The organism is Phenylobacterium sp., from assembly GCF_030697305.1.
Taxonomy (GTDB): Bacteria; Pseudomonadota; Alphaproteobacteria; order Caulobacterales; family Caulobacteraceae; genus Phenylobacterium.
On record NZ_JAUYQL010000026.1, the window covers coordinates 1 to 25,549 of the forward strand.

Here is a 25,549-nt window from a genome sequence, read left to right on the forward strand (position 1 = left end):
CCGCGCTTCAGTCGAAGCTGGTTCAGGCGCGTGCCGTAGCGCGCCAGCACCGAGAAGGTCTGCGGCGCGATCTCCGCATAGATCGGGCCCGAGTAGCCGGCGATGACGTCATCGAAGGCGCGGCTGTGATCGGTCAGCAGCCGCACGAACACGTCGATCCGCCCCGTGGAGCTTTTCGGGTTGGCCCTCGCCGAGACGCCGATCGGCAACGCCAGTCGCTCCTGCAGTTCGGCGATATAGACGCAACCGCGCTCCAGCACGGCGCCACGCGTCAGGTCCAGCTCGTGCATGGCGACGTCGGCCATCCGCTCAGCGACGGTGCGTCCCACGCCAGGCAGGAAGGAGGCGCGCACCCGCCAGACCCGCGCGCCCAGGCGCAGGTCCAGGCTCGCCGGCTGCACCTGGTCGGCGTCGAACGGCGTCTGCGCGGTGATCGCACGCTCGCCGATCAAGGCGTCGATGGATTGGCAGGGCAGAATGCCTGCGCTCAGGGCCTTGGTCATCGCCGCGACACTCGCTTCCACCCTTGAGTCTGGCAAGCGAAGGATGACCCCGCGAAGGCTTGACCGGACACCCTCAGGCGCCGTTCATGCCGCCTCCATTGAGACCAAGAGGCCCGAGATGTCCGAAGATCCGCGCGATTGGGAAGTCGAAACCCGCCTGGTGCGCGGCGGCCTGGCGCGCAGCCCCTACGGCGAGATCAGCGAAGCGCTGTTCCTAACCCAGAGCTTCGCCTACGAGAGCGCCGGCGCGGCCGACGCCCGGTTCTCCGGCGACGAGCCCGGTTTCATCTACCAGCGGTTCGGCAACCCGACGACGCAGATGTTCGAGGACCGGCTGGCGCTGCTGGAAGGCGCGGAAGCCTGCCGCGCGACGGCGTCGGGCATGGCGGCGGTGCACGCCGCGCTCACCGGGCTGCTGCGCGCCGGCGACCATCTGGTGGCGGGCCGCGCGCTGTTCGGCTCGTGCCGCTGGATCATCGCCGAATGGCTGCCGCGTTTCGGCGTAGAGACCACCTTCGTCGACGCCACCGACCTGGAAGCCTGGCGCGCCGCGGTGCGCCCCAACACCAAGGCCTTCTTCATCGAAAGCCCGGCCAACCCGCTGCTGGAGGTGGCCTCGGTCGGCGCGGTCGCCGCGATCGCGCATGAGGCCGGCGCGCGGCTGGTGGTCGACAACGTATTCGCCACGCCGATCTTCCAGAAGCCCCTGGTGCTGGGCGCCGACATCGTCGTCTATTCCGCCACAAAGCACATCGACGGTCAGGGGCGCGTGCTGGGTGGCGCGATCCTTGGAAACGCCGAGTTCATGCAGGAGACCTATCGCGACATCCTGCGCCACACCGGCCCCGCCTTGTCGCCGTTCAACAGCTGGGTGCTGCTGAAGGGCTTGGAGACTCTGGAGCTGCGGGTTCGCCGCCAGACTGAGAACGCCGGCAAGGTCGCCGACGTGGTCGCCGATCACCGCAAGTCCTTGAAGACCGTCTATTGCGGCCGCGCCGACCACCCGCAGGCCGCAGTGATCGCTAAGCAGATGACCGGCGGCGGCAACGTGCTGGCCTTCGATCTGGGCTCGCGCGAGGCGGCCTGGCGATTCCTGGATGCGCTACAGATCGTCGACATCTCCAACAATCTCGGCGACGCCAAATCGATGGCCACCCATCCCTCGACGACCACGCACCGCTCGTTGTCGGAAGAGGATCGCCTGGCCATTGGCCTGACCGAGGGCTGGGTGCGGGTGAGTGTCGGCCTGGAGGGCCCGAACGACCTGATCCGCGACGTCAGCCGCGCGCTGGACGCCGCCTAGCCGACGGCGCTTTCCAACTCGCCCGGCTCGACGGCGTAGACCCGACTGCAGTACTCGCAGGTGACGCGGATCTTGCCGTCCGGCTCGACCATGTCGGCGCGCTCCTCGGCGGCGAACGAGCGGAGCACGCCCATGATCCGCTCCTGGGAACAGCGACACGACGCCTTCAGCGCCGTCGAGCCGAACACCCGCACGCCGTCCTCGTGGAACAGGCGGTAGAGTAGCTGATTGGACGCCAGCAGCGGGTCGATCAGTTCGTCCTCGCCCAAGGTCTCGAACAGCGCCTGGGTGCGCGTCCAGGCCTCGGCCGTGGGGCCGCGGGCGTCGTCTTCGGCGATGTTCTGAATCAACACGCCGCCGGCCCGCCAGTGCGGACCCTCGCCGCTGTCGGCCTGCCCGACGGCCAAGCGCACGCGGGTGGGGGTCTGTTCAGACTGGGCGAAATACTGTTCGGCGCACAGGGCCAGGGTCTCGCCCTCGATCGGGGTGACGCCCTGGTAGCGCTCGGTGTCGGGCCCCTGGTCCAGGGTCATGATGAAGATCCCCTGCCCCAGCAGGCTGCGCGCGCCGGGACGAACGAAGCCCTCCTCGATCTTCGACACCGCCTCAGGATCGAAGCGACAGTAGCCGCGCAACGCGCCGCTGGCGTCATAGTCGGCGACCACGTAGCGCACCGGACCGTCGCCCTGGGCCTGGACGATCAGCCGACCGTCGAACTTCAGGCTGGACCCCACCAGGGCCGCCAGCGCGCAGGCCTCGCCCAGCAGGTTGGCGACCGGCTCAGGATAGGCGTGGCCGTTGATGATCTGGTCGACGGCGTCGCCCAGGCGCACCAGGCGCCCACGCACCGGCTCGCCTTCGATCTGGAAGGCCGCGACCAGGTCGTCGGAGAGGTTTTCTGATGACATGGCGCCGATATAGGGGGCCAGGCGCTGTGATGCGAGCCGGACGTTCAGCCGCAGCCGAAGCGCCTCAAACCTTGCCCAGGCGGTCGAAGCACCAGGCCAGCACCGACTTCTGCGCGTGGATGCGGTTCTCCGCCTCGTCCCACACCGTGCTGCGCGGGCCGTCGAAAACCTCCGCGGTGACTTCCTCGCCGCGATGGGCGGGCAGGTCGTGCATGAAGATCGCGTGCGGCGCCGCCAGCGCCATCAGGCCTGCGTCGACCTGATACGGCCCCAGCGCCGCAAGACGCGCGTCGCGGTCGGTGTCGCCCATGGACACCCAGGTGTCGGTGATCACCGCATCGGCGCCGGCCACAGCTGCGCGAGGGTCTTCGGTGACCTCCACCCGGCCCTGCCGCTCGGCGGTGCGCGCGAGGTCGACGGCGTTCGGCCCGTAGGCCGCGGGCGCGGCGATGCGAAGCTCGAAATTGAACGCCGCCGCAGCGTGGATGAAGCTGGAGCAGACGTTGTTCCCGTCGCCCACCCAGGCCAGCACCTTGCCGTCGATCGAGCCGAAGCGCTCCTCGATGGTCAGGAAGTTGGCGAGGATCTGGCACGGATGGCTGCGGTCGGTCAGGCCGTTGATCACCGGCACGCTGGCGACGCGGGCGAACTCCTCGACGTCCTCGTGGCTGTTGGCGCGGATCATCACCGCATCGACCATGCGCGAGAGCACCATGGCGGTGTCGGCGACCGTCTCGCCGCGCCCCAATTGCATGTCCGCGGCCGTGGAGATGATCACGTCGCCGCCGAGCTGGCGCATCGCCGCGTCGAACGAGAAGCGGGTGCGGGTCGAGTTCTTCTGGAAGATCATCGCCAGCGTCCGCTCAGCGCCAGGCGCGTCAGCATCCACGCGCCCCTGCGGCCAGCCCTTGCGCGCAGCCTTGCGGGCCCGCGCATCATCCAGGATAGCGCGCAGGTCGGACGGCGCGAGCCGCCACAGATCGATGAAGTGCCTCGGCTCCGCCATCGGCTTCAAGCGGCCGCCTTGGCGTGCGCCTGGGCGGCCTGACAGGCGCGCTCCAGCCGGGCGATGGCGTCGCTGGCTTCCTCGGTGGTGATGATCAGGGGCGGAAGCAGCCGCACGCAGTTGTCGCCGCCGCCGGCCACCAACAGGTGCTGGTCGCGGGCGTGCTGCATGAACTCGCGGTTCGGCGTGGCGAGCTTGATGCCGATCAGCAAGCCCTTGCCGCGGATGTCGAGGACCACGTCGGGGTAGCGGTCCTTCAGACCTTCCAGCTGTTGAACGAAATAGCCCGCGACGTCGCGCACGTGGGCCAGCAGCTCCGGCCTAGTCAGCTCCTCGAACGCCGCCAGCCCGACCGCCATCGCCAGCGGGTTGCCGCCGTAGGTGGAGCCATGCGAGCCGAACGCCATGCCGCTCCCGGCCTCGGCGGTGGCCAGGCACGCGCCCACCGGGAAGCCGCCGCCCAGAGCCTTGGCGATGCACATGATGTCCGGCTCAGCGCCGTCCGCCCACTCGTAGGCGAACAGCTTGCCGGTGCGCGAGAGGCCGCACTGGATCTCGTCGTAGATCAGCAGAGCGCCGGCCTCGTCGCAGATCGCGCGCAGTTCACGCAGCGCCTCGGGCGAGAGCGAGCGAGCGCCGCCCTCGCCCTGCACGGGCTCGATGATGATCGCCGCCGTCGTCGGGCCGACCGCGGCGCGGAGGGCGTCCATGTCGCCGAACGGCAGTTGCAGGAAGCCGGGCATGCGGGGGCCGAACCCCTCCAGGTAGCTCGCGTTGCCCGAGGCGTTGACCGCCGCCAGGCTGCGGCCGTGGAACGAGCCGTCGAAACCGATGATGTCGACCCGATCGACGTCGCCCTTGGCCCAATGGTACTTGCGCGCGGTCTTGATCGCGCATTCCACCGCCTCGGTGCCCGAGTTGGTGAAGAACACCACGTCGGCGAAGGTGGCGTCGGTCAGGCGCTTGGCCAGCGCCTCCTGCCCTGGGATCGTGAAGATGTTGGACACGTGCCACAGCTTTTCGGCCTGGTCCTTGAGCACCTGCACCAGCTTGGGATTGGCGTGGCCGAGCGCGTTCACCGCGATACCGGCCAGGCAATCGAGGTACTGCTCACCGTCGGTGGTGTAGAGGTGCACGCCCTCGCCGCGCTCGAAGTTCAGCGGCGTTCGGCTGTAGACGCCCAGCAGATGATCGGGCGGAACGGGCGCGGCTGACTCGGTCACGGAGAGGCCCTCCAATAGCGAAACATCCCCGCCGCGTCGCGGCGGGGACCCGAAAAGGCGGCGACTTTTCTGCCCCTGACCGGGGTCTGTCAATCGCGCGGTCTGCAGTGCGGTCTCAGGTCTTGATCTTGTAGCCCGTCTCGAACATCCACAGGCTGACGCAGGCGCAGAACACCATCAGCCCTGCGGTCATCCCCACACCCGCAACGAGCGAACCTTCCGCATGGCCGCTGAAGCCATAGCGGAAGCCGTCGATCAGATAGAAGAACGGGTTGTAGTGACTGGCCGTGCGGAACGGCTCCGGCAGCCTCTCGACCAGATAGAAGGTGCCCGACAGGAAGGTCATCGGCATGACGATGAAGTTGGTGACCACCGCCATATGGTCGAACTTCTCCGACCACAGGCCCGCCATGATGCCCAGCAGCGACAGGATCATCGCCGCCCCGCCGCCGAAGTAGAGGATCGCCCAGGGGTGCGCGATAGGCAGCCGTGTGAACGGCAGCACCGCCATCCAAGTGACTGCGCCCACCAGCACGCCGCGCGTGGCGCCACCCAGGGAGAACGCCGCCACATGCTCCAGCGGCGTCAGCGGCGGCGTCAGGAAATCGCCCATCAAACCGTTCATCTTGGATTGCAGCAGGCTGGACGACGAGTTGGCGAAGGCGTTGTTGAGGATCGACATCATGATCAAGCCGGGCGCCACGAAGGTGGAGAACGGCGTGCCATGCACCGGCGGCCGAGCGCCCTGGGCGGCGACCACGAACACCATCATGTAGAGCAGCGCCGTGACCACGGGCGCGGCCAGCGTCTGTGCGCCCACCTTCCAGAATCGGCGCACCTCACGCATGTACAGCGTGCGGAACCCAGCCCAGTTGATCCCGTGGTAGTCGCGCGGAACGGGAGGGACCGCGGCTTCGACCGGCTCGTGCTTCATGGCTGTCTGAATGCCCCCAATCGGGCGCCGGCCGCAAGGGTGCGGCGCACTGACGCTATATGTAGTTCCTGTGGACGAAGAGCGGGGCGCCTATTGTGGCTGTTAAGCGTTTGGTTACGATATCTGGTGGCTGCTGGCAGGTGGAAGCCTGAGGCGGCACAAGATGTTGATCCCCATGAGGCGTGCGGGCGCTGCGGGGGTCGATCAACGCGGTGGAGGCGAAGATGGGTTGGACAGATGAGCGCGTCGATACGCTTAAGCGGCTCTGGCAGGACGGCTTGTCCGCGAGCCAGATCGCCAAGCAGCTCGGCGGGGTGACCCGCAACGCAGTGATCGGCAAGGTTCACCGCCTGGGGCTCTCGGGGCGCGCGACGCCTTCGAAGCCTGCACGGCCAGCCTTCAAGCCACCCAGAGCCCAGCGTCCGGCCGCGCAAGCGCCGTCGCAGCCGCGCCGCATCGCCGAACAGGTCACCGCCCAGGCCCCTGCGCCCATGCCGTTACCCGTGCGGGTGATCGACGAGGCTCCGGGTTCGGCCACCGTGCTGACGCTCGGCGCGCACATGTGCAAATGGCCGATCGGCGATCCGTCGTCGGACAATTTCACCTTCTGCGGCCGTCGCCAGACCGACGGCCCTTATTGCGGCGAACACGCCAGCGTCGCCTACCAGCCGGCGCAATCGCGCAAGCGTTCCGGCCCCAACGACCTCGCCCGGTCGCTGCGCCGCTACATCTGACGACCGCGCAGGTTGGGCGGCGACTCGCAAATCGCCTATGTTGAGGCCATGAGCGACGTCGCCGCCGACCCGCAGTCCAACGTCCAGGCCTATTCGGTCTCGGAGCTGGCGTTCGCGCTGAAGCGCACGCTGGAGGACGCCTACGGCTTCGTGCGTCTGCGCGGAGAGATCTCCAAGGTCACCCACCACTCCAACGGCCACGTCTACCTCACGCTCAAGGACGAGCGCGCGGCGATCGACGGCGTCGTCTGGAAAGGTTCGGTGCGCGGCCTGGGCGTGCGCCCTGAGCAGGGCCTCGAGGTCATCGTCACCGGCAAGATCACCGCCTACCCGGCCGGATCGCGCTATCAGATCGTCATCGAGACCATGGAGGCGGCCGGCGTCGGCGCGCTGCTGGCCCAGCTTGAGCGCCTGAAGGCGCGGCTGAGCGCCGAGGGCCTGTTCGAAACCTCGCGAAAACGTCCCCTGCCCTCGACGCCGGCGATCGTGGGCGTCATCACCAGCCCCACCGGCGCAGTGATCCGCGATATCCTGCACCGGATCCGCGAACGCTGGCCCTGCCGGGTGATCGTCTGGCCGGTGGTGGTCCAGGGCGAGCAGGCCGCGGCCCAGGTCCGGGCGGCGATCGAAGGCTTCTGCGCCATGGATGCGAACTCCGGCGTGCGCCCTGACGTGCTGATCGTGGCGCGCGGCGGCGGGTCGGTGGAGGACCTCTGGGCGTTCAACGACGAGGCGCTGGCTCGCGCCGTGGTCGCCGCGGACATCCCGCTGATCAGCGCCGTCGGCCACGAGACCGACACCACTCTGATCGACTTCGTCTCCGATCGTCGCGCGCCGACGCCGACGGGCGCGGCCGAGATGGCGACGCCGGTGCTGGCGGAACTGCGAGCCGCCGTGGCCGACCTCGGCGCACGGATGCATCGCTGCGGCGGCCGGGTGCTGGAGGATCGCCGCACAAGGGTCACGGCGGCTGGCCGCAGCCTCACGCGCGCCCTGGACCAGGTGGAGTTCGCCGCCCAGCGCTTCAACCTCGCCGCCAGCCGCCTGGCGGCCGGCCTGGAGAAGAACGCCACCGCCCACGAGCACGCCCTGACACGGGTGGCCGCGCGGCTTAGCCCGCTGCTGCTCCAGCGTCCGCAGCGTGTCCAGCAGGAGCGGCTGGACAGGTTGGCCGTGCGCCTGACGCCTGCGTTCCAGCGCGGCCTCGCGCGGACCACCGAGCGGCTGGCCGGCCTCGGCAAGCTCCACGCCGCGGTGAACCCCGACCTGCCGATGCAGCGCGGCTTCGCCCGCGTCCATCGCGCCGACGGCGGCCTGGTGCGCTCCGGCGCATCGCTGGCGTCGGGCGAGGCCGTGCGCCTGGTGTTCAGCGACACCGCCCGCGACGCGGTGATCGACGCCGACACGACCGTGCCTGTCGCTGCGGTCGCACGGACGCAACGCCCGCCTGCGCGGCCGAAGGGCGCAGCGGATCAGGGCGACCTGTTCTGATCGGCCTTGGCGCGCTACATTGGCGCGGATGAATGCACATGACCGCGATTTCGCGGGCGCCGATCTGGCGACCCTGCACTACGGCGACGGCGAGTTCGCCGTCCTGAAGCCTGGCCGTTTCGTCCGCTGCGCGGTGAGCGGCGCGATGATCCCGCTGGACGCTTTGCGCTACTGGAGCCCTGTGCTGCAGGAAGCCTATGCCGGTCCCGCCGAGGCCCTGGCCCGGTGGAAAGAGACCAACCCCTGATGGTTCGCGGCTGAGCGCCTGACGATCGGTGCGGCCAACAGCACGGCGATGAACGGTCCGATCGGGATCGACAGATGGCCATAGGCCAGCGGCGCCAGATAGGCCGCGATCACGCACGCCGTATCGAACGGATGCGGCTTGGTCCGAGACTCGCTGAGCAGCAGGATGGCCGCCGCCGCGTACAACGGAAAATCATAGACCCAGCTATAGGGCGACGCCGCCAGCATGCCTGTCAGCAGGGCCGCCGATCGGCATTGGACTGAGGCTGGCGATCGCCACACCCAGACCACGCCCAGCGCAACAGCGGCTGACGCGATCCCTTGCGCGGCCCAGGCGATCGCCGTCCCGCCGCCCAGTGCGTGAACCAGGGCGTATGCGCTCTGCTGCTTGTAGGCCTCCAGCACGCCGGCCTGGATGACCTTTTCGCCGCCCGCATGCATCGCGTGCAGGAACAGCGGATAGGACGACCAGCCGAAAGCGAGGCCCGCGAGCGTTGCGCCGCCAATCGCGCTCGCCGCCGCCCCGGCGAAAGCGCGCCACCGCCCCGTCGCCATCAGCACCAAGGGCAGCAGCACGCCGAAATGAGGCTTGTAGGCGATCAATCCCAGCAGGACGCCGGCCAGCACCGGTCGACGATCCAGCAGCGCCAGGCCCGCCACCGCGAGCGCGGCGGTGAGCAGGCCGTTCTGGCCGACCATGACGGAAGCTAGCGCCGCCGGCGCCGCAAGCGCGATCGTCATGTCGTGGTTGCGCCCTGTGGCGAGGCGTACAGCGGCGGTGAATGCCGCCAGCCCCGCGGCGATCCATAACGCCCCGGCCCAGACGTAGGGTAAAGTCCCGAACGGCGTCACCAACAGCAGCATCGACGGCGGATAGAACATCGGTAGGTTGCAGTCGCGGGGCAGTCCCTCCCCCACCAGCAGCGCCTGGACACTGGGCCAGTCGTAGGTGGCCGCGGCCATGCCCTGGCCGGCCAGTCGGCCCGACGCCCAGAAGACGCTGAAGTCGCGGCACAGCGGCGCGCCGGCCGCATCTGTCAGCCAGGCATGCTGCTGAAGGCCGGCGCAAAGGAAGGCGATCTCGAGCGCCAGCAGACACAGAGGCGCCCCGCGCACGACCGTGTCGAGAGTGATCGACGGGGCTCCGCCCGGCTTGCGCATGCGTTCTCCACCGTCAGGGCGATGGCGAGCACGCTATCCGGGCGCCGTCACCAAACGGTGAAACCCATGGCTAGCGACGCTTGTAGATCTCGTTGGGCCAGCGCTTGTGGACCCAGAACCATTCTTCGGGCCGCTCGCGGATGCGTTCTTCGATGAAGGCGTTGACCCGGCCGACGCCGGTCTCGATGTCGGCGGTGCGGTCGCCGGTGCTCTCCAGACGGATGGGTTCGTGCACCACCACCCGGAAGCGGGCTTTGTCCTTGCGCTGCACAGACATCGGCTGCAGCGCCGCGCCGAACCGCAGGGCCAGGCGCGAGGGCCCCGGCGCAGTATGAGCGGTGACGCCGAACAGCGGAGCCGCGACACCGCCGTTGAACTTCTGGTCGTTCATCAGCGCCACCGACTCGCCGCGCCCCAGCGCCTCGAGCAGTTCGCGCGCGCCGTCGCCGCCCTTCGGCGCGAACAGCCGCACGCCGTAGCGCCAGCGGCTCTTGCGGATGCGCGCGTCCACATAGGGGTTGTTGGTCGCCCGATAGGTCACCTGACAGGTGACGCCGGCGTGGATGATCGCCGCCGGCATGATCTCGAAACTCGAGAAGTGACCCGAGATGAACACCACCGGCTCGCTGTCGCGGGCGATCTGGGCCAGGCGCTCGCCGTTGACCAGTTCGACCCGGGACGGATCGGCGATGATCCGGTCGAGTATTGGGAACTCCGCAGCCCAACGCCCCGCCGCCGCCCACTGGGCGCGCAGCAGTCGGGCGATCTCCGCATCGGGGGCTTGTGGGAAGACGATGCGCAGGTTGGTCTCGGCGGTCCGGTGGGCGCTGGTGAGCGGGCCCAGCCGCTGGAACGCCCAGGCGCCGGCGTCCGAAACCATGTCGATGGGGAAGATGCGGGCCAGCGCCGTAAGCGCGTCGAACCCCACGGCCTCCAGCCGCCAGAGCAGGTCCTGCGCGATCGAGGGCCGGTTCGCCATGCCTCTCTACTAGGGGCGCCACGCCGCCCCGCGCAACGCCTGGGCGAATTCGCTTGGCGCGCGACTTGCCCCGAACCGCGCAGGCTGTCCCGACCTGGGACGCAGACAGACATTGAGAGGGGCGATGGATCCCATGGGCAATGACATCGACGTTCACCTCGGCAAGCGCCTGCGTCGGCGCCGCCGCCTGCTGGGTCTGACCCAGCAGCAGCTGGCCGGTTCCTGCGGCGTTCGCTTCCAGCAGATCCAGAAGTACGAGTGCGGCGCGAACCGCATCTCCGCCGCGCGTCTCTGGCAGCTCTCCGAAGCCCTGGAAGTGCCGGTCGGCTACTTCTACGACGGCCTGTCGGAAGCCGAGCGCGCACTGCACGCCGAGAAGGAACCCGCGGGCGAGGTGTTCGCGCGCAAGGAGACGCTCGACCTGATCCGCGCCTACTACCAGCTCAGCGAACGGCCCCGCCGCCGCCTGCTGGACCTGGCCAAGTCACTGCACGGCGAGACCGACGCCGGCTGAAGTCGCTTTGCGCGCCGGCGCACGGGGGCCGTTCCCTGTCGCCGGCCGCACGGCTAGAGATGTGCGCATGCTCGCGCCCGACGTCCTCGCCGAGCTCGACGGCTTCATCGTCGAGCTGAACCGCGCCTCTTCCGAGGTAATCCTGCCGCTGTTTCGCGCCGAACACGGGATGGAGAACAAGAACCTCGCCCTGGGCAAGGCGGGGTTCGATCCGGTCACCGCCGCCGACAAGGGCGCGGAGGCCGCGATCCGTCAACTCATCGCCGCGCGCTATCCCGACCACGGGGTGATCGGCGAGGAATACGGCGAGGACCGTCCCGACAGCGAATTCGTCTGGGTGTTGGATCCGGTGGACGGGACCCGCGCGTTCATCGCCGGCCTGCCCCTGTGGTGCACCCTCATCGCCCTGCGCCACGAAGGCCGCCCGGTGCTGGGCTCCGTCGGCCAACCGTTTCTCGAAGAGCTCTACCTGGGCCACGCCGGCGGCTCACGGATCATCGACCGTCGTGGCGAACGCGCCTTGAATGTGCGGCCCTGCCCGCACCTGACGCAGGCGACGATCACCACCACCGATCCCGACACCTATTTCGACGGCGCCGAGCGGGGCGCGTGGCGCCAGTTGCGCGACGCAGCCCGCGTGGTGCGCCTGGGGCTGGATTCGTACGGCTACGCCATGGTCGCGGCCGGCACGATCGACCTGCTCGTGGAAGGCGCGGGGATCAATTCCTGGGACATCGAGGCGGCGATCCCGCTGATCGAGGGCGCAGGCGGGCTGATCACCGACTGGCGCGGCGACCCGCTGGGCTCCGATGGCGGCCAGGTGGTGATCGCCGGTGACCGCGCCTGCCTGGACGAAGCCCTGGTCGCGCTCAGGCGCTCGGCGACCTAAGCGACCGCGGATGCGACCTCGTCGAACGCCGTCCAAAAAGCGGCGCGGCGATCGTCGGTCTCCATCAAAATCTCGTGGCGCGAACGCGGCGCTACGACCAGGCGGCCCTTCGGCAGGTTCGAGACCGCAGCCCGCTGCGACGCAGGATCGACGATCGAGTCCTCCTGCGCCTGGACGATCACCACCGGGATGGCGACGCCGGCCAGGTTGGCGCTGCGCTCAAGCCAACCCATGGCGATGAAGGCGAAGGCCAGCCAGCCCCAGGTGACGCCGCCCAGCGCCAGGTCCGGGCAGGCGTCGATCTGCGCGCGGTGGCGGGCGAAGCGCGCTTCGTCATGGGTCAGGGGATTGCCGGCGAACGCCGCGTCGAACGGCTTGCCGCCGTAGCGCAGCATGTAGCCGTCGCCGCGGCCGATCTGGCGGAACAGCCGCGCGAGCGCCCCGGCCAAGTGCTTGCCTAGCGGCGTGCGCAGACCCAGCATCGGCGCCGAGAGGACGGCGGCGGCGAACCGCGGCGCCTGTCCCGCCGCCAGCGCCATCAGCGCCAAACAGCCGCCCATCGAATGGCCGAGCGCGATCCACGGCTTTGGGGCCCTCGCCTCGAACGCGTCGAGCATCGCGGCGTAGTCGTCCAGGAAGGTCTGGTAGCTGGCCGCGTGGCCCTTCAGCCGGTCCGGCAGGAAGCGGTCGGACAGCCCCTGCCCGCGCCAGTCGTGGGCCAGGACTGCGAAACCGCGCCCGAGCAGTTCGTCGATCACCTCGAAATATTTTTCGATGGGCTCGGTGCGCCCGCCGCTGAGCACCACCGTCCCGCGGGCCTCCCCAGACGGAGCAAACAGCGCAACCCGCAGTCGCGCCCCGTCGGCGGCCTTCACCCATTCCGCGCCGCCGCCCGGAGGGATCGGCGCCGCAGGCGTGGCGATCAGCGGCGCGGCCTCGGCCATCCGCCCTAGACCGACCGCGCGAACAGCGCCTGGATCTGCGGCTGCATTTTCATCGCCAACCCCATGTCGGAGAGCTTCAGCCGACCGCTCATCATCGCGCGCACCGGATCCAGGTCTCCGCGGCCCAGCGCCTGCAGGTCGGCCTGGCTGACGCTGACGGTCAGATCGGCGGGGGCATGCTCGGTGGTGACCTCAGCGCCAGCCACGTGGATCACGCCCTCGCCGCGCAGATCGAGCAGCACCGAGGCGTCCAGGCCCGGTCCCTCGCCCATCGCGCCGCGGATCCTCGCCGCCAGTTCGTCCACGCTCGCCACATCGGCCTCCGACCTGCCCCGTCGGCGTCGACTATAGGGCCTTAGCGCGGCTTGACGAACCGCAGCGTCATCCGATCGCTCTCGCCGATGGTGTCGTATCTGGCGTGATCGAACGACGGGTCGTCTGGCTGGCCGCGCAGAGACGAGCGACGCACTGGGGGCAGGGTCCAGACGCCGAACGGATGGTCGCGGGTGTCCTTGGGATTGGCGTTGACCTCGCTGGCCCCGTCGGCTGCGAAGCCTGCCTCGCTGGCGAGCTGGGTCATGTACGCCTGCTGGACATAGCCATCGGCGGCGAGCGGGTCCTGGACGCCGCCAGGCGCGGCGCGATGCTCCTCCACGCCCAGCACGCCGCCGGGCTTCAGTGCGGCGAAAGCGTCGCGGAACGCCTTTTCGGCGAGGCCCGCGGCCATCCAGTTGTGGACGTTGCGCAGAAACAGCACGAGGTCGGCGCTCGCGTCGGGCGCCACCGGGCCGCTGGTCGGTCCAAAGGCGGTGAAGTTGATCCGACCATAAAGCTTCGGATCGGCTTCGAAGCGCTTGCGGTAAGCCTCGACCACCTGGCGGGTCGACGGGTCGACGGGCTCACGCAGCTCCAGGTTCGCCGCGTGCAGCTTTCCCCTGTTCGCGGCCAGGTAGGGTGCGAGGATGTCGGTGTACCATCCGGAACCGGGCCAGAATTCGACCACCGTCTGACCCGGCGCCAATCCCCAGAAGCGCAGGCTTTCCACGGGATGACGTGCGGCGTCGCGGGCCTTGTCCTGTGGCGTGCGCCACACGCCGGCGACAGCGTCCTCCAAGGTCATCGCGCTGGCGGGCGCGGCTTTTGGCGCATCGGCGGGCTCAGCGCCCCGTCCGCAGGCCGCGAGGCCAAGCGCGCCCAGCAACACGGCTCGGCGCGGGACGGAACGCTGCATAGGTCTCAACCCGGCTTGCGGAAGCGCAGGGTCATTCGATCGCTTTCGCCGATGAGGTCGTACTTGGTGCGATCAAAGGCTGCGTCCGCCGGTTTGCCCTGCGGCGCCGTCAGCTTCGTCGGCGAAAGCGTCCACACGCCGAACGGGTGGTCCTTGGTGTCCTTGGGATTGGCGTTGATCTCCGAGCTGGCGTCTAGCTTGAACCCGGCCTTCTCGGCGGCGGCGACCACCGAGGCGGTCGCCACATAGCCGTCGCGCGCCTCGGCCACTTGCGGGCGGGGATCGGCGCGATGCTCCTCCACCGCCAGGACGCCGCCGGGCTTCAGCACCGCGTAGAAGTCGCCCATAGCCTTATCGAGATAGCCCGGCTGCCACATCCAGTTGTGGATGTTGCGCGCGGTCAGCACGATGTCAGCCGAGCCTGGCGCGCCCAGCGGCTTTGAGACCGGACCGAAACCGACGCTGGTGATCTTGCCGTATTTTGCGGGGTCGGCGAACTTGGCCTCGAAGGTCGCGCGACCTTTGCGTGCGCCTTCCGAGAGGGCCGGATTGTCGAGGTCGGCGACGCCGGCCACGTAGGCGCCGCCGGTCGCCTTGGCGTAGGGCGCGAGGATTTCCGCCCAGTAGCCGTCGCCCGGCGAGATCTCGATGATCGTCTGCTTCGGCGCGACACCCCAGAAGGTCAGGCTCTCCAGCGGGTGGCGGGCGCCATCGCGGGCCACGGCCTTTTCCGAACGCTCGGGACTTGCGACGGCAGCGGCGAGGGCCGCGTCCGCGGCTTGCGACGGCGCAGCGAGCGCCATCGCCGCGACGGCGGCCAGGACGGAAGGTAACAGGGTTTGGGACATCTCGGGGATCCTCGCAAAGGGCGTTCGCAGCACGAAATCGCGGGCCGCGAGCCTAGAGCAGGAGTGTGCGGTTGCAAGCTGGAGCCGCGCTGATTTCGCCGTCCCGAGACCTCTTGAACACCGTCGATCATCACCCATCTGGAGCTGGAAGGTGCTGGAATTCCGGGCCTTCCGGGTCTTTGGCGAGGCCGTTTCGGCTCGCCCGGCCCGCGTCTGAAACCTTGCTTAAGCCAAGAAGGATTCGTCTCACATGCGTACGCTTGATTTCTCCCCCCTGTACCGCTCCGTCGTCGGTTTCGACCGTGTCGCCGATCTGCTGCAGACCGCGGCGTCCGACGCCGCCACAGGCTATCCGCCCTACAACATCGAACGCACCGACGAGAACGCCTACCGCGTCGAGATCGCGGTGGCGGGCTTCCGACCAGAAGAGCTGAACATCGAGGTTAAGGAGAACCTGCTGACCGTACAGGGCCGCAAGGCGGCTAACGACGAGCCCCGCCGCTATCTGCATCGCGGCCTCGCCGAGCGGAACTTCGATCGCCGCTTCCAGCTCGCGGACTATGTGGTGGTGACCGAGGCCGCGCTCGCCGACGGCCTGCTGTCGATCAGCCTACGCCGCGAGTTGCCCGAGTCGCTGAAGCCGCGCCGGATCGAGATCAGCACCGGTCAATCGACCCTGATCGAAGGTGAACAGGCGGCCTAAGCCCCAGGCCCACATCTCTCGATCGGACTGGAGGGCGGCGCCGCAGGGCGTCGCCCTTTTTTCGTGCCGGTCAGGCGACGCCCAAGGCCACGTCGAGGCCGATGGCGGCGGCATATTCGGCGCCGCGCAGGCTGGCGCCCTTCATCCGCGCGCCGGTGAGGTCGCAGCCCGCGAGGTCGGCGCCGTCGAGGATCGCGCCGGTCATGTCGGCGGCCTGGGCGCGGACATAGCGCATCCGGGCCTGCTGCAACGCGCCGGGCGCTGTGCGATCGGGCCCCAGCGGCAGCGGACCCAGGATCACCGAGCGCAGGTCGGCCTTGGTGAGGTTGGCGCCGGAGAGCCTGGCGCCGCGCAGGTCGGCGTCGCACAGCCGCGCGCCGCGCAGATCCGCACCTTCCAGATTGGCGCCCTGCAGTTGCGCACCGCTCAGGTCCAAGTCGACCATGCAGGCGTTGCGGGCGCTGATCGCGGTCATCCGGAAGCCCTTCAGGCGGCCTGCAAGCGAACGCAGGTCCTCGCCGTCGAGCACGGCCGCTGCACCTTCCTTGCCGCCGGTCCGGCACCAGGCCTGGTGGGCGGCGGCCATATCGAACAGTTGCTCGGCGCGGGCGACCACCTCGGGCGTGGGCGCAGACAGGCTGCCGCCCATCTTGGCGCCGGACATCCGCGCGCCGGCGATGTTGACGCCGGTGAGCACGGCGCCCGTCAGGTTCGCGCCCTCCAGGTTCGCCCCGCCGATCTCGGCGCCCTCTAGCAAGGCGCCGGACAGGTTGGCTTCCTTGAGGTTCGCGCCGGATAGCTTTGCGCCCTTCAGCGAGCAGTCGGAGAAATCGGCGGCGAAGGCGGAGACGCCGTCGAGTTGCGAGCCGTCGAGCGTCGCGCCGGCGAGGTTGGCGTGGTCCATCTCCCCGCTGCGCGTCTCGTGCCGCACGGAGGCCAGGCCGCGGCTGGGGTGCGGAACCGCCACCTGGCCCTCGCGAAAGTCGGCCTGGGTGAGGTCGGCCTCGCTGAGGTCAGCGCCTCTCAGGCACGCGCCGCGCATATCAGCGCGCACCAGGATCGCGCGGCGCAGGTTGGCCTTGCGCAGGTCGCAGCCGAACAGGTTGGCGCGGGTGAAGTTCGTGCCGACCAGCTTGGCGCCCTCGAACACCGAGGCGGAGAGGTCGGCGTCCGACAGGTTGCGGCCTGACAGGTCCATGCCCGAGAAGTCGGCGAATCGCAGCGAGGCGCGCTTGCCGCCTGGACGTCCCGCGATCAGCTTCTCATGGGCTGAAAGGATCATCTGCAGGTCGCCCGCGGACAGGCGGCGGCGGCCGGACAGGGCGGCTGTGGCGGTCAATTCGGATCCCTCCCCGGACAGCGAATGGTCAGTCGCAGAACGTAGGTCTCAGGAGAGACGAAAGGATTAATGCGAAGCTTCACACGGCGTCAGATCGCGCCGTCCAGGCCACGGGAGCCCTCGCGTACGGCGCCGCTGAGGTTGGCCTGTTTAAGCACCGCGTTGGTGAAGTTGGCGCGCGACAGGTCGGCGTCGACAAGCAGCGCCTGGCGCAGATCGGCGCGCGCAAGATCTGCGGCCTTGAGGCTCGCGCCCGTAAGGTCGCAGGGCAGCACGCGGTCCGCGCCGAGCAACAACGGCCCCATCTGGGCGTCGCGCAGATCCGCTCCCCCCAGCTTCACACCCAACAGGCGCGCGCCGCGCAGGTCGGCCCGCCGCAGATTGCAGGCTCGCAGGTCGGCGCCTTCAAGGTGTGCGCCCTGCAGTTGCACGCCCTCCATGTCGAGGCCGTAGAACACCGCGCCCTTGGCGGACAGGGCGGTCAGGTTGTAGCCGCGGATCGACTCCAGCGTGCGCAGGTCGGCGTTGTCGAACACCGAGGGTTTTCCCTCCGCGCCGCCAGTCTCGCACCAAAGGGCGTGATCGCGGATCATCGCCTGGTAGGGCATGTCGTCGACCGCCGTGCCCATCGGCTGATCGGTCAGCACGCCGGCCATGTTGGCGTCGCTGACGTTCCACGACTGGGTGCGAGCGCCGACCAGGATGCAGTCGCGCAGATCCGCGCCGGCGAGATCGGCGCCCGACAGATCCGCGCCGGCGAGGTTCGCGCCGGTCATGGTCGCCTGCTTCAGGTTGGCCCGCACCAGCTTAGCGTCCTTCATCACCGCGTCGGTGAAATCGGCGCGTACGGCCATGACGCCGGACAGCCTGGAGCGCTCCAGGTTGGCGCCGGCGAGGATCGCGCCCTGGGCCTGGCCGGGACGGCTGACAGCTTCCAGCATCCGCAGGCCCTTCTCCTTATCGATGGCGGCGATGGCGCCTTCGCGCAGGTCGGCCTCGAACATGTCGGCGCCGCTCAGGTTCGCCCCGCGCAGGCAGGAACCGCGCAGATCGGCCCGACGCAGCGAGACCTCCTGCATCTGGGCGTTCTGCAAGTCGGTTCCGAACAGGGTGGCGTGGTCCAGGCGCGCGCCCTGCATGCGGCAATCGGCGAGGCAGGCGCCGGTGAAGTCGGCGTCGCAGAGATTGCGCCCGCGCAGGTCCAGACCGGAAAGGTCCTTCCACGCGAAGACCGCGCGCGCGCCGCCCGGCTTGGACGTCCACAGCCGGTCGTGCTTGGCGCAGATGACATCCACTTCGGCTTGGGTCAGGCGCCTGGAAGAGGTGGCGGTCGCGGGTGATGCGGACATGGGATTGAACTTAGTGAACGAGGGATTCACCAACAGCCTAGGCCGCGCAGATTAACGACGTATTTCGTGGACTTAGGCCGGCGGACCGGCTTTTCCCGCGGGCGTGTAGCTGGAATAGAGGCTGGCCGCCTCGTCAGCCAACAACCCCAGGTCGAGCATCACGCCAGCCGCCCTCAGGCGCGCCAGGCCCTTGCCGCCGGCGAAGGTCGAGGGATCCTCGGACGCCACCACGACGCGGGAGACACCGGCGCCGATCATCCGCTCGGCGCAACTGCGGCCGCCCGCCGAGCGGGCGCCGCAAGGCTCCATGGTGACATAGGCGACGGCGCCGCGCGCCCTGTCGCCGGCCTGTTTCAGGGCGCGCTCTTCGGCATGGGGCCTGCCGCCTGGCGCGGTGGCGCCCTCGCCCACCACCTGGCCGTCCAGCGCCACGACGCAGCCCACAGCCGGATTGTCGCCGGTGTTCCCGACGACGGCGCGCGCCAGCGCGATGGCGCGGCGCATCAGGTCCTCGTCGGGCGCGCTCATGCCGCGGCGGGCAAGGCCTCGGCGCGGCCTTGGTCGAGATAGCGGGCCGCCACCGGACGAAGCTGGGCGTCGAGCTCGATCAGCAGGGGATTGCCGGTCGGGATCTCGACGCCGATGATCGCCACGTCGTCGAGCTCGTACAGCAGCTTGACGATGGCGCGCAGGGAATTGCCGTGGGCGGCGATCAGCAGGGTCTCGCCCGCGACGAGCTTCGGCGCGATCTCGGCGCTCCAATAGGGTTCGACGCGCTCGAGCGTGGTCTTCAGGCTCTCGGTATCGGGCACCTTGGCGCCGGCGTAACGGCGGTCGGCTGCGAAATCGAATTCGCCGCCAGCCGCGAGCGGCGGGGGCGGGACATCATAGGACCTGCGCCAGACCTTGACCTGATCGGCGCCGAACTTCGCCGCGGTGTCGGTCTTGTTCAGCCCGGTGAGGCCGCCGTAGTGCCGCTCGTTCAGCCGCCAATCCTTGACCTCAGGCACATAAGCCTGTCCGGCGGCGGCAAGCGCCAGCCACGACGTGCGGATCGCGCGCGTCAGCACCGAGGTGAAGCAGCGGTCGAAAGACACGCCCGCGGCCTTGATCAGTTCGCCGCCCTTGCGCGCCTGCGCCTCACCCTCCGGGGTCAGGTCGACATCGACCCAGCCGGTGAATTTGTCCTCGAGGTTCCAGCGGCTCTGGCCGTGGCGCAGCAGCACAAGCTTCGGCAAGGCGGGATCCTCCTGGGCTTCGGGTCCGACTGGCGCTAGGGCGGCGAAAGGCCGGCGTCAAGCGCTGCGCGCGCGGCGCGCTTGGCCTGAGTTGCTTGGAACGGCTATACCGTGCGCCATGCTCGATCGCCTCTTTCTGCCGATCCTGGGCGCGCTGGCCGCCGGCGTCATCGCGCTTGCGCTAGTGTGGCCGCAAGGCCTGGGCGACCGCTCGCCTGCGCCCTTCGGCCATACACCGGTGCAGCGCACGCCGGAGATGAAGGCAGCCATGCAGAAGGCCACCGATTCGGCAGTGCGGCGCATGGAGCGCGCCCGTCAGGCGGTGCGGGAGTTGCAGACCGAGGCGATCGCGCCTTCGCAATGACCCCTTCCGAAGCCATCGCCGTCGGCCGCCGGGTGCTCGCCGCCGAAGCTGACGCCCTCCGCGCCCAGGCCGACGCCCTGGGCGAGGCGTTCGCTAACGCCCTGGACGTGCTGTACGCCGCGAAGGGGCGGATCATCTGCACCGGCATCGGAAAGTCCGGCCATGTGGCGCGCAAGATCGCCGCAACCTTCGCGTCCACCGGCAGCAACGCCATGTTCGTCCACGCCACCGAGGCCAGCCACGGCGACCTGGGCATGATCGGCGAGGACGACGTGATCCTGGCGCTGTCGAAGACCGGCGAGACGCGGGAGCTGGCCGACGTGCTGGCCTACGCGTCACGCTTCAAGATCCCGCTGATCGCTTTGACCGCGCGGCCCGACAGCGCGCTGGGCCGCGCGGCGAACATCGTCCTACAGCTGGTCGACGCGCCGGAGGCCGCCGACGAACTGAATGCGCCCACCACCTCGACCACCCTGCAGATCGCCCTGGGCGACGCGCTGGCTGTCGCCCTGCTGGAGCGCCGGGGTTTCGCTCCGTCGGATTTTCGCGTGTTCCACCCGGGCGGCAAGCTGGGGGCCATGCTGCGCACGGTCGCAGATCTGATGCATGGCGCCGACGAACTGCCGCTGGTGGCCGCCGGCGCCTCGATGCGCGAGGCGTTGCTGGTGATGACCGAGAAGCGTTGGGGCGTGGTCGGCGTGCAGGATACGGACGGCCGCCTGCTGGGGGCGATCACCGACGGCGATTTGCGCCGCCACATCGACGGCTTGTTGGAGCGCACGGCGGGTGAGGTGATGACGCCCGGCCCGCGCAAGACCGCCCCGCCCGGCATGCTGGCCGCCGAAGCGCTGTCCATCATGAGCGACCCTGCGCCGGCGGTGACGGTGCTGTTCGTCGTCGAAGCCGGCCGGCCCGTCGGCATCCTGCACGTCCACGATCTGCTGCGCGCCGGCGTGATCTAGCCTGACCGAACCAAGCTTTGCGGCCGGGCGTTGGGTTGGCCTTAACCGCGGGGCGTTCTAACAACCCGCTGATCTTGCCCCCGGAGATGCGATGCACGTCCCTCGCGCCGACCTCGTCCCCAACACCGCCGCCTTCGAGACCATTCCGCTGGTCAAGGCGACCGGCTTTCGCGAGTACGACGCGCGCTGGCTGTTCGGCCCGGAAATCAACCTGCTTGGCGTCCAGGCGCTGGGCATGGGGCTTGGTACCTACATCCACGAGCTCGGCCAGAAGCGCATCGTCGTCGGCCACGACTTCCGTTCCTATTCGCTGAGCATCAAGCAGGCGCTGACGCTGGGCCTGATCGCCGCGGGCTGCGAGGTGCTGGACATCGGCCTGGCGCTGTCCCCGACCGCCTATTTCGCGCAGTTCGACCTCGACGCGCCCTGCGTCGCCATGGTCACCGCCAGCCACAACGAGAACGGCTGGACCGGGGTGAAGATGGGCGCCCAGCGTCCCCTCACCTTCGGGCCCGAGGAGATGGGCCGGCTGAAGGAGATCGTCTTGAACGGCGACTGGGTGGAGCGCCCGGGCGGCAAACTCACCCAGGTGGACGGTGTCGCCGAACGCTACATCGCCGATGCAGCCTCGCGCGCCAGCATCAGCCGGCCGCTGAAGGTGGTCTGCGCCTGCGGCAACGGCACCGCCGGCGCCTTCGCGCCGGAAGCCCTGCGCCGCATGGGCGTCGCCGTTGTGGTCGAGATGGACTGCGACCTCGACTGGACCTTCCCCAAGTACAATCCCAACCCCGAAGACAGCGTCATGCTGCACGCCATGGCGCAGGCGGTGCGCGACCATGGCGCCGACCTGGCGCTGGGCTTCGACGGCGATGGCGATCGCTGCGGCGTGGTCGACGACGAAGGCGAGGAGATCTTCGCCGACAAGATCGGGCTGATGCTGGCCCGCGACCTGTCCGCGCTGCACAAGGACGCGACCTTCGTGGTCGATGTGAAGTCCACCGGCCTGTTCGCCACCGATCCAGTCTTGCATGCGAACGGCGCGACCACCGTCTATTGGAAGACCGGCCACAGCTACATCAAGCGCAAGACCGCCGAGCTGGGCGCGCTGGCCGGCTTCGAGAAGAGCGGCCACTTCTTCTTCAACCCGCCGATCGGGCGCGGCTACGACTGCGGCATCGTCTCGGCCGCGGCGATCCTGTCGATGCTCGACCGCAACCCGACCAAGACGTTGTCGGAGCTGAAGCACGCCCTGCCCGTCGCCTACACTTCGCTGACCATGTCGCCGCACTGCGCCGACGAGGTGAAGTACGGGGTGGTCGACGATGTAGTGGCCGAATACACGGCGCTGCGCGACGCGGGGACGAAGATCCTGGGCCGCAAGATCATCGACCTGATCACCGTCAACGGCGTGCGCGTGGCGCTGGAGGACGGCTCCTGGGTGCTCGTGCGCGCCTCGTCCAATAAGCCGGAGATCGTGGTGGTCGTGGAAAGCACGCAATCAGAGGACGATATGCGAGCGTTGTTCCGCGAGGAAGTTAAGCCCCGCCTGGGCAAACGCGCCCAGGTCGGCGCCTACAACCAGGAAATCTGACGCCGGCGCGGCGGCGCGATTGTCGCCGCGGCCAGCGTATGTCAGAGCGCCGCTTTGCGCTCCATAGCCCGCAGGGAAGCCGTTCATGCATGTGGCGATGATTGGGACAGGCTACGTCGGCCTGGTCAGCGGGGCGTGCTTCGCCGACTTCGGTCATACGGTGACCTGCATCGACAAAGACGCCGGTAAGATCGAGCGGCTGAAAGGCGGCGGCATCCCGATCTTCGAGCCCGGCCTCGACCTGCTGGTCGCACAGAACGTGCGCGCCGGGCGGCTGTACTTCGACACCGAAGCGGCGAAGGCGGTGGCAGAGGCCGACGCGGTGTTCATCGCCGTCGGCACCCCGTCGCGGCGCGGCGACGGGCATGCGGACCTGTCCTATGTCTACGCCGCCGCCGAGGAGATCGCCGGCCTGATCGACGGCTTCACGGTGATCGTCACTAAGTCGACGGTGCCGGTCGGCACGGGCGACGAGATCGAGGCGATCATCCGCCGCGTGCGCCCCGACGCCGAGTTCGCCGTGGTCTCCAACCCGGAGTTCCTGCGCGAAGGCGCCGCGATCGAGGACTTCAAGCGGCCCGACCGCGTGGTGGTCGGCACCGACGACCCGCAGGCCCGCGCGGTGATGACCGAGCTCTACCGTCCGCTCTACCTCAACGAGACGCCGATCGTGTTCACCGCCAGGCGGACCTCGGAACTGATCAAGTACGCGGCGAACGCCTTCCTGGCGCTAAAGATCACCTTCATCAACGAGATCGCCGACCTTTGTGAAGCGGTGGGCGCGGATGTGCAGCAGGTGGCCCGCGGCATCGGCCTGGACAACCGCATCGGCGGCAAGTTCCTCAACGCCGGCCCGGGCTACGGCGGCTCGTGCTTTCCCAAGGACACCCTGGCGCTGGTGCGCACGGCGCGCGACGCGGGCTCTCCCGTGGCGCTGATCGAGACCACCGTGGCGGTAAACGACGCGCGCAAGAAGCAGATGGCCGAAAAGGTCGCCCGCGCCCTGGACGGCGACGTCACCGGCAAAACGGTCGGCGTGCTGGGACTCACCTTCAAGCCCAACACCGACGACATGCGTGATGCGCCCTCGCTGGACATCGTCCCGGCCCTGCAAGCCCTGGGCGCGAAGGTGCAGGCGTTCGATCCGGAAGGGCTGCACGAGGCGCGCCAGTTGCTGCGCGACGTGGATTTCAAGGACAGCCCTTACGACGTAGCCGAGGGCGCCGACGCCCTGGTCATCATCACCGAATGGGATCAGTTCCGCGCGCTGGACCTGGACCGCATCAAGCTGCTGATGAAACGGCCGGTGCTGGTGGATTTGCGCAACATCTACAAGCCGGACGACATGCGCGCTCGCGGCTTTAGCTACACGAGCGTGGGTCGGCCGCTGACGGGACCGATCACCGGCAAGGCCTGATCCCGAGGCGCTCTAGAGACCCTGAGCCATGGCGGCGAGGATCATGCCGATCCAGAGGACGCCGGCCCAGACGGCCGCACCGAGCGCCAGGACGAACGCAAGGCAGGCCAGCGACTTCGTGCACCTTTGCACGCCCGGCGCCACACCCCCATGCATGGGGATCCGCAGCATGTTTCCTCCAGTTCATTCATCGCGCGCCGGTCGAGCGGCGCGGACCATTACGAATCTGACATGAAACCCGCGGATTGGACAGGAGTTCGTTTACGCTAGGTCAAGCCGCCGCCTTCTTCACGGCGGCGGCGATCTCGCGGACTACCTGGGAAACCAGCTTCTCGTCGTCGCCCTCGGCCATGATGCGAATCAACGGCTCGGTGCCCGAAGCGCGCACCACCAGCCGGCCCGCGCCGTTCAGCCGCTGCTCGGCTTGGGCGATGACGCCCTGGACCTGCTCGCTCTCCAGCGGTTTGCCGCCGACGAAGCGGACATTCTCAAGTTTCTGCGGTGCAGGCTCGAACTGGCGGGCGAGCGCGCTCATCGGCTTGCCGGACTCGCGCAGGCAAGCCAGCACCTGCAGCGCCGCGATGAGCCCATCGCCGGTGGTCGAGAAGTCAGAAAGAATAATGTGGCCCGACTGTTCGCCGCCCAGGTTGAACCCGCCCTCGCGCATGCGCACCATAACCGAGCGGTCGCCCACCGGGGTGCGCTCAAGCGTCAATCCGCGCGCTTGCAGGAATCGCTCCAGGCCCAGGTTGGACATTACGGTCGCCACCACGCCGCCGCCGGTCAGCCGCCCCTGGCGCGCCCAATGGTCGGCGATCAGCGCCATGATCTGATCGCCGTCGACGATCTGGCCGCGCTCGTCACTGATCACCAGCCGGTCGGCGTCGCCGTCCAGGGCGATGCCCAGGTCGGCGCGGTAGTGCTTGACCATCCGTGCCATGGCCTGGGGCGCAGTCGACCCGCAGTCCTGGTTGATGTTGAAGCCGTTGGGCTCGACGCCCAGCGGCAGCACCTCGGCGCCGAGCTCCGACAGCGCCAGGGGGGCCACCTTGTAGGCTGCGCCATTGGCGCAATCGATGACGACGCGCAGGCCGGCGAGGCTGAGTTTCCTTGGGAAGGTCGCCTTGGCGATCTCCACATAGCGGGCCTGGGAGTCGTCGATGCGGGCGACGCGGCCGAGCTGCGAGGGACCGGTGAGGCCTTCGTCCAATCCGCCGGCCATCAGCGCCTCGATCTCGATCTCGCGGGCGTCCGACAGTTTGAAGCCGTCTGGGCCGAATAGCTTGATACCGTTGTCGGAGAAGACGTTGTGCGAGGCCGAGATCATCACGCCCAGGTCGGCGCGCATGGAGCGGGTCATCATCGCCACACCCGGCGTCGGCATCGGCCCCAGCAGGCGCACGTCCATGCCGACGCTGGTGAAGCCCGCCACCAGGGCCGGTTCGATCATGTAGCCGGACAGGCGCGTGTCCTTGCCGATCACCACCAGATGTCGGCGCTCGTCCTGCGACATGAACACCCTGCCCGCAGCCATGCCGACCCGCAGGGCGACCTCCGCGGTCATCGGATGGCGGTTGGCTTCGCCGCGGATGCCGTCAGTGCCAAAGAAGGCGCGCTTGCTCATACGTCAGCTCTCGAAACGATCGGAAACCGAGATTTAGTCGACGTCGCG

General features: G+C 68.9%; 28 protein-coding genes. 11 read left to right on the forward strand and 17 right to left on the reverse strand.

Translation table 11 applies throughout. The features are described 5' to 3' along the window. Positions 1-503: 2'-deoxycytidine 5'-triphosphate deaminase domain-containing protein (locus Q8R27_RS02765; protein WP_305697581.1), on the reverse strand; the 503-nt coding region annotated here is incomplete at its 3' end. A 118-nt stretch (positions 504-621) separates the two neighbouring features. Between Q8R27_RS02765 and metZ the strand changes: the two genes are divergently transcribed. Continuing rightward, on the forward strand, positions 622-1,806 hold the full coding sequence (gene metZ / locus Q8R27_RS02770; protein WP_305697582.1) for an O-succinylhomoserine sulfhydrylase: 1,185 nt from the start codon (positions 622-624) through the stop codon (positions 1,804-1,806). On the opposite strand, the gene Q8R27_RS02775 is transcribed toward metZ, so the two are convergent. From Q8R27_RS02775 to Q8R27_RS02790, 4 genes are all read right to left on the reverse strand, one after another. Further along, positions 1,803-2,714, reverse strand: coding sequence for an Hsp33 family molecular chaperone (locus tag Q8R27_RS02775; protein ID WP_305697583.1), 912 nt, complete (start codon positions 2,712-2,714; stop codon positions 1,803-1,805). The genes metZ and Q8R27_RS02775 overlap by 4 nt on opposite strands. A gap of 64 nt (positions 2,715-2,778) precedes the next feature. After that, a complete protein-coding gene (gene argF / locus Q8R27_RS02780) occupies positions 2,779-3,720 on the reverse strand; it encodes an ornithine carbamoyltransferase (RefSeq protein WP_305697615.1) in 942 nt (313 codons plus the stop codon). A gap of 5 nt (positions 3,721-3,725) precedes the next feature. Continuing rightward, positions 3,726-4,943 (reverse strand): aspartate aminotransferase family protein, encoded by a 1,218-nt coding sequence (locus tag Q8R27_RS02785; RefSeq protein WP_305697584.1) that lies wholly within the window; start codon positions 4,941-4,943, stop codon positions 3,726-3,728. Between the two features lie 115 nt (positions 4,944-5,058). Then, complete coding sequence (locus Q8R27_RS02790) at positions 5,059-5,877, reverse strand: ABC transporter permease (protein ID WP_305697585.1); 819 nt, start codon at positions 5,875-5,877, stop codon at positions 5,059-5,061. 224 nt (positions 5,878-6,101) lie between these two features. Between Q8R27_RS02790 and Q8R27_RS02795 the strand changes: the two genes are divergently transcribed. Genes Q8R27_RS02795 through Q8R27_RS02805 form a run of 3 tightly spaced genes read left to right on the forward strand, consistent with a single transcriptional unit; the run spans position 6,102 to position 8,349 of the window. After that, positions 6,102-6,611 carry a GcrA family cell cycle regulator gene (locus tag Q8R27_RS02795; protein WP_305697586.1) on the forward strand — a complete coding sequence of 170 codons (510 nt, stop codon included), beginning with the start codon at positions 6,102-6,104 and terminating at the stop codon, positions 6,609-6,611. Positions 6,612-6,659: 48 nt separating this feature from the next. After that, positions 6,660-8,102, forward strand: coding sequence for an exodeoxyribonuclease VII large subunit (gene xseA / locus Q8R27_RS02800; protein ID WP_305697587.1), 1,443 nt, complete (start codon positions 6,660-6,662; stop codon positions 8,100-8,102). 28 nt (positions 8,103-8,130) lie between these two features. Continuing rightward, complete coding sequence (locus Q8R27_RS02805; protein ID WP_305595082.1) at positions 8,131-8,349, forward strand: DUF2093 domain-containing protein; 219 nt, start codon at positions 8,131-8,133, stop codon at positions 8,347-8,349. Here Q8R27_RS02805 and Q8R27_RS02810 read toward each other — a convergent pair. Then, complete coding sequence (locus Q8R27_RS02810; RefSeq protein WP_305697588.1) at positions 8,298-9,509, reverse strand: glycosyltransferase family 87 protein; 1,212 nt, start codon at positions 9,507-9,509, stop codon at positions 8,298-8,300. The genes Q8R27_RS02805 and Q8R27_RS02810 overlap by 52 nt on opposite strands. A 70-nt stretch (positions 9,510-9,579) precedes the next feature. Beyond that, positions 9,580-10,488, reverse strand: coding sequence for a lysophospholipid acyltransferase family protein (locus tag Q8R27_RS02815; protein ID WP_305697589.1), 909 nt, complete (start codon positions 10,486-10,488; stop codon positions 9,580-9,582). A 124-nt stretch (positions 10,489-10,612) separates the two neighbouring features. On the opposite strand from Q8R27_RS02815, the gene Q8R27_RS02820 reads away from it, so the two are divergent. Then, a complete protein-coding gene (locus Q8R27_RS02820) occupies positions 10,613-11,002 on the forward strand; it encodes a helix-turn-helix domain-containing protein (RefSeq protein WP_305595085.1) in 390 nt (129 codons plus the stop codon). A gap of 67 nt (positions 11,003-11,069) precedes the next feature. Beyond that, positions 11,070-11,891, forward strand: a complete 822-nt coding sequence (hisN, locus tag Q8R27_RS02825) for a histidinol-phosphatase (protein ID WP_305697590.1) — start codon at positions 11,070-11,072, stop codon at positions 11,889-11,891. Here hisN and Q8R27_RS02830 read toward each other — a convergent pair. Genes Q8R27_RS02830 through Q8R27_RS02845 form a run of 4 tightly spaced genes read right to left on the reverse strand, consistent with a single transcriptional unit; the run spans position 11,888 to position 14,914 of the window. Further along, positions 11,888-12,835, reverse strand: coding sequence for an alpha/beta fold hydrolase (locus tag Q8R27_RS02830; protein WP_305697591.1), 948 nt, complete (start codon positions 12,833-12,835; stop codon positions 11,888-11,890). The genes hisN and Q8R27_RS02830 overlap by 4 nt on opposite strands. Positions 12,836-12,840: 5 nt before the next feature. Continuing rightward, positions 12,841-13,149, reverse strand: coding sequence for an SCP2 sterol-binding domain-containing protein (locus tag Q8R27_RS02835; RefSeq protein ID WP_305697592.1), 309 nt, complete (start codon positions 13,147-13,149; stop codon positions 12,841-12,843). 41 nt (positions 13,150-13,190) lie between these two features. After that, positions 13,191-14,066, reverse strand: a complete 876-nt coding sequence (locus Q8R27_RS02840; protein WP_305697593.1) for a class I SAM-dependent methyltransferase — start codon at positions 14,064-14,066, stop codon at positions 13,191-13,193. 5 nt (positions 14,067-14,071) lie between these two features. Continuing rightward, a complete protein-coding gene (locus tag Q8R27_RS02845) occupies positions 14,072-14,914 on the reverse strand; it encodes a class I SAM-dependent methyltransferase (RefSeq protein ID WP_305697594.1) in 843 nt (280 codons plus the stop codon). A 250-nt stretch (positions 14,915-15,164) separates the two neighbouring features. Between Q8R27_RS02845 and Q8R27_RS02850 the strand changes: the two genes are divergently transcribed. Then, positions 15,165-15,617, forward strand: coding sequence for an Hsp20 family protein (locus Q8R27_RS02850; protein ID WP_305595091.1), 453 nt, complete (start codon positions 15,165-15,167; stop codon positions 15,615-15,617). Positions 15,618-15,687: 70 nt separating this feature from the next. Here the strand turns inward: Q8R27_RS02850 and Q8R27_RS14485 are convergent, their stop codons facing one another. From Q8R27_RS14485 to gpmA, 4 genes are all read right to left on the reverse strand, one after another. After that, positions 15,688-16,956 carry a pentapeptide repeat-containing protein gene (locus Q8R27_RS14485; protein ID WP_371134637.1) on the reverse strand — a complete coding sequence of 423 codons (1,269 nt, stop codon included), beginning with the start codon at positions 16,954-16,956 and terminating at the stop codon, positions 15,688-15,690. 89 nt (positions 16,957-17,045) lie between these two features. Then, positions 17,046-18,305 (reverse strand): pentapeptide repeat-containing protein, encoded by a 1,260-nt coding sequence (locus Q8R27_RS02865; protein WP_305697595.1) that lies wholly within the window; start codon positions 18,303-18,305, stop codon positions 17,046-17,048. Between the two features lie 72 nt (positions 18,306-18,377). Beyond that, entirely contained in the window at positions 18,378-18,833 is a 456-nt protein-coding gene (locus tag Q8R27_RS02870; RefSeq protein WP_305697596.1) for a bifunctional diaminohydroxyphosphoribosylaminopyrimidine deaminase/5-amino-6-(5-phosphoribosylamino)uracil reductase RibD, read from the reverse strand. Next, positions 18,830-19,543, reverse strand: coding sequence for a 2,3-diphosphoglycerate-dependent phosphoglycerate mutase (gene gpmA / locus Q8R27_RS02875; RefSeq protein WP_305697597.1), 714 nt, complete (start codon positions 19,541-19,543; stop codon positions 18,830-18,832). The genes Q8R27_RS02870 and gpmA overlap by 4 nt, the downstream gene beginning before the upstream one ends. Positions 19,544-19,661: 118 nt before the next feature. On the opposite strand from gpmA, the gene Q8R27_RS02880 reads away from it, so the two are divergent. The 4 genes from Q8R27_RS02880 to Q8R27_RS02895 all read left to right on the forward strand — a co-directional run bounded on the left by Q8R27_RS02880 (position 19,662) and on the right by Q8R27_RS02895 (position 23,877). After that, complete coding sequence (locus tag Q8R27_RS02880) at positions 19,662-19,907, forward strand: hypothetical protein (protein ID WP_305697598.1); 246 nt, start codon at positions 19,662-19,664, stop codon at positions 19,905-19,907. Continuing rightward, positions 19,904-20,869, forward strand: a complete 966-nt coding sequence (locus Q8R27_RS02885) for an SIS domain-containing protein (RefSeq protein WP_305697599.1) — start codon at positions 19,904-19,906, stop codon at positions 20,867-20,869. Before Q8R27_RS02880 ends, Q8R27_RS02885 begins: the two co-directional genes overlap by 4 nt. 91 nt (positions 20,870-20,960) lie before the next feature. Next, positions 20,961-22,460, forward strand: coding sequence for a phosphomannomutase/phosphoglucomutase (locus tag Q8R27_RS02890; RefSeq protein WP_305697600.1), 1,500 nt, complete (start codon positions 20,961-20,963; stop codon positions 22,458-22,460). A gap of 85 nt (positions 22,461-22,545) precedes the next feature. Continuing rightward, the gene (locus Q8R27_RS02895; protein ID WP_305697601.1) at positions 22,546-23,877 is read left to right on the forward strand and encodes a UDP-glucose/GDP-mannose dehydrogenase family protein; all 1,332 of its coding nucleotides are present in this window, start codon (positions 22,546-22,548) and stop codon (positions 23,875-23,877) included. A 12-nt stretch (positions 23,878-23,889) separates the two neighbouring features. Here Q8R27_RS02895 and Q8R27_RS02900 read toward each other — a convergent pair whose 3' ends face one another. Continuing rightward, positions 23,890-24,048 carry a hypothetical protein gene (locus Q8R27_RS02900; protein WP_305697602.1) on the reverse strand — a complete coding sequence of 53 codons (159 nt, stop codon included), beginning with the start codon at positions 24,046-24,048 and terminating at the stop codon, positions 23,890-23,892. 100 nt (positions 24,049-24,148) lie between these two features. Beyond that, a complete protein-coding gene (gene glmM / locus Q8R27_RS02905; protein WP_305697603.1) occupies positions 24,149-25,501 on the reverse strand; it encodes a phosphoglucosamine mutase in 1,353 nt (450 codons plus the stop codon). Between the last annotated feature and the right edge of the window lie 48 nt (positions 25,502-25,549).

What these genes read in the sequence shown, in the direction of transcription:
- metZ (WP_305697582.1), top strand. Translation starts at nt 622, where the DNA reads ATGTCCGAAGATCCGCGCGATTGGGAAGTCGAAACCCGCCTGGTGCGC.
- Q8R27_RS02805 (WP_305595082.1), top strand. Translation starts at nt 8,131, where the DNA reads ATGAATGCACATGACCGCGATTTCGCGGGCGCCGATCTGGCGACCCTG.
- Q8R27_RS02820 (WP_305595085.1), top strand. Translation starts at nt 10,613, where the DNA reads ATGGATCCCATGGGCAATGACATCGACGTTCACCTCGGCAAGCGCCTG.
- Q8R27_RS02890 (WP_305697600.1), top strand. Translation starts at nt 20,961, where the DNA reads ATGCACGTCCCTCGCGCCGACCTCGTCCCCAACACCGCCGCCTTCGAG.
- Q8R27_RS02815 (WP_305697589.1), bottom strand. Translation starts at nt 10,488, where the DNA reads ATGGCGAACCGGCCCTCGATCGCGCAGGACCTGCTCTGGCGGCTGGAG.
- Q8R27_RS02850 (WP_305595091.1), top strand. Translation starts at nt 15,165, where the DNA reads ATGCGTACGCTTGATTTCTCCCCCCTGTACCGCTCCGTCGTCGGTTTC.
- Q8R27_RS02840 (WP_305697593.1), bottom strand. Translation starts at nt 14,066, where the DNA reads ATGCAGCGTTCCGTCCCGCGCCGAGCCGTGTTGCTGGGCGCGCTTGGC.
- argF (WP_305697615.1), bottom strand. Translation starts at nt 3,720, where the DNA reads ATGGCGGAGCCGAGGCACTTCATCGATCTGTGGCGGCTCGCGCCGTCC.
- Q8R27_RS02880 (WP_305697598.1), top strand. Translation starts at nt 19,662, where the DNA reads ATGCTCGATCGCCTCTTTCTGCCGATCCTGGGCGCGCTGGCCGCCGGC.
- Q8R27_RS02830 (WP_305697591.1), bottom strand. Translation starts at nt 12,835, where the DNA reads ATGGCCGAGGCCGCGCCGCTGATCGCCACGCCTGCGGCGCCGATCCCT.
- glmM (WP_305697603.1), bottom strand. Translation starts at nt 25,501, where the DNA reads ATGAGCAAGCGCGCCTTCTTTGGCACTGACGGCATCCGCGGCGAAGCC.
- Q8R27_RS02810 (WP_305697588.1), bottom strand. Translation starts at nt 9,509, where the DNA reads ATGCGCAAGCCGGGCGGAGCCCCGTCGATCACTCTCGACACGGTCGTG.
- Q8R27_RS02865 (WP_305697595.1), bottom strand. Translation starts at nt 18,305, where the DNA reads ATGTCCGCATCACCCGCGACCGCCACCTCTTCCAGGCGCCTGACCCAA.
- Q8R27_RS02885 (WP_305697599.1), top strand. Translation starts at nt 19,904, where the DNA reads ATGACCCCTTCCGAAGCCATCGCCGTCGGCCGCCGGGTGCTCGCCGCC.
- Q8R27_RS02900 (WP_305697602.1), bottom strand. Translation starts at nt 24,048, where the DNA reads ATGCTGCGGATCCCCATGCATGGGGGTGTGGCGCCGGGCGTGCAAAGG.
- xseA (WP_305697587.1), top strand. Translation starts at nt 6,660, where the DNA reads ATGAGCGACGTCGCCGCCGACCCGCAGTCCAACGTCCAGGCCTATTCG.
- Q8R27_RS02775 (WP_305697583.1), bottom strand. Translation starts at nt 2,714, where the DNA reads ATGTCATCAGAAAACCTCTCCGACGACCTGGTCGCGGCCTTCCAGATC.
- Q8R27_RS02870 (WP_305697596.1), bottom strand. Translation starts at nt 18,833, where the DNA reads ATGAGCGCGCCCGACGAGGACCTGATGCGCCGCGCCATCGCGCTGGCG.
- Q8R27_RS02795 (WP_305697586.1), top strand. Translation starts at nt 6,102, where the DNA reads ATGGGTTGGACAGATGAGCGCGTCGATACGCTTAAGCGGCTCTGGCAG.
- Q8R27_RS02845 (WP_305697594.1), bottom strand. Translation starts at nt 14,914, where the DNA reads ATGTCCCAAACCCTGTTACCTTCCGTCCTGGCCGCCGTCGCGGCGATG.
- Q8R27_RS02895 (WP_305697601.1), top strand. Translation starts at nt 22,546, where the DNA reads ATGCATGTGGCGATGATTGGGACAGGCTACGTCGGCCTGGTCAGCGGG.
- hisN (WP_305697590.1), top strand. Translation starts at nt 11,070, where the DNA reads ATGCTCGCGCCCGACGTCCTCGCCGAGCTCGACGGCTTCATCGTCGAG.
- Q8R27_RS02790 (WP_305697585.1), bottom strand. Translation starts at nt 5,877, where the DNA reads ATGAAGCACGAGCCGGTCGAAGCCGCGGTCCCTCCCGTTCCGCGCGAC.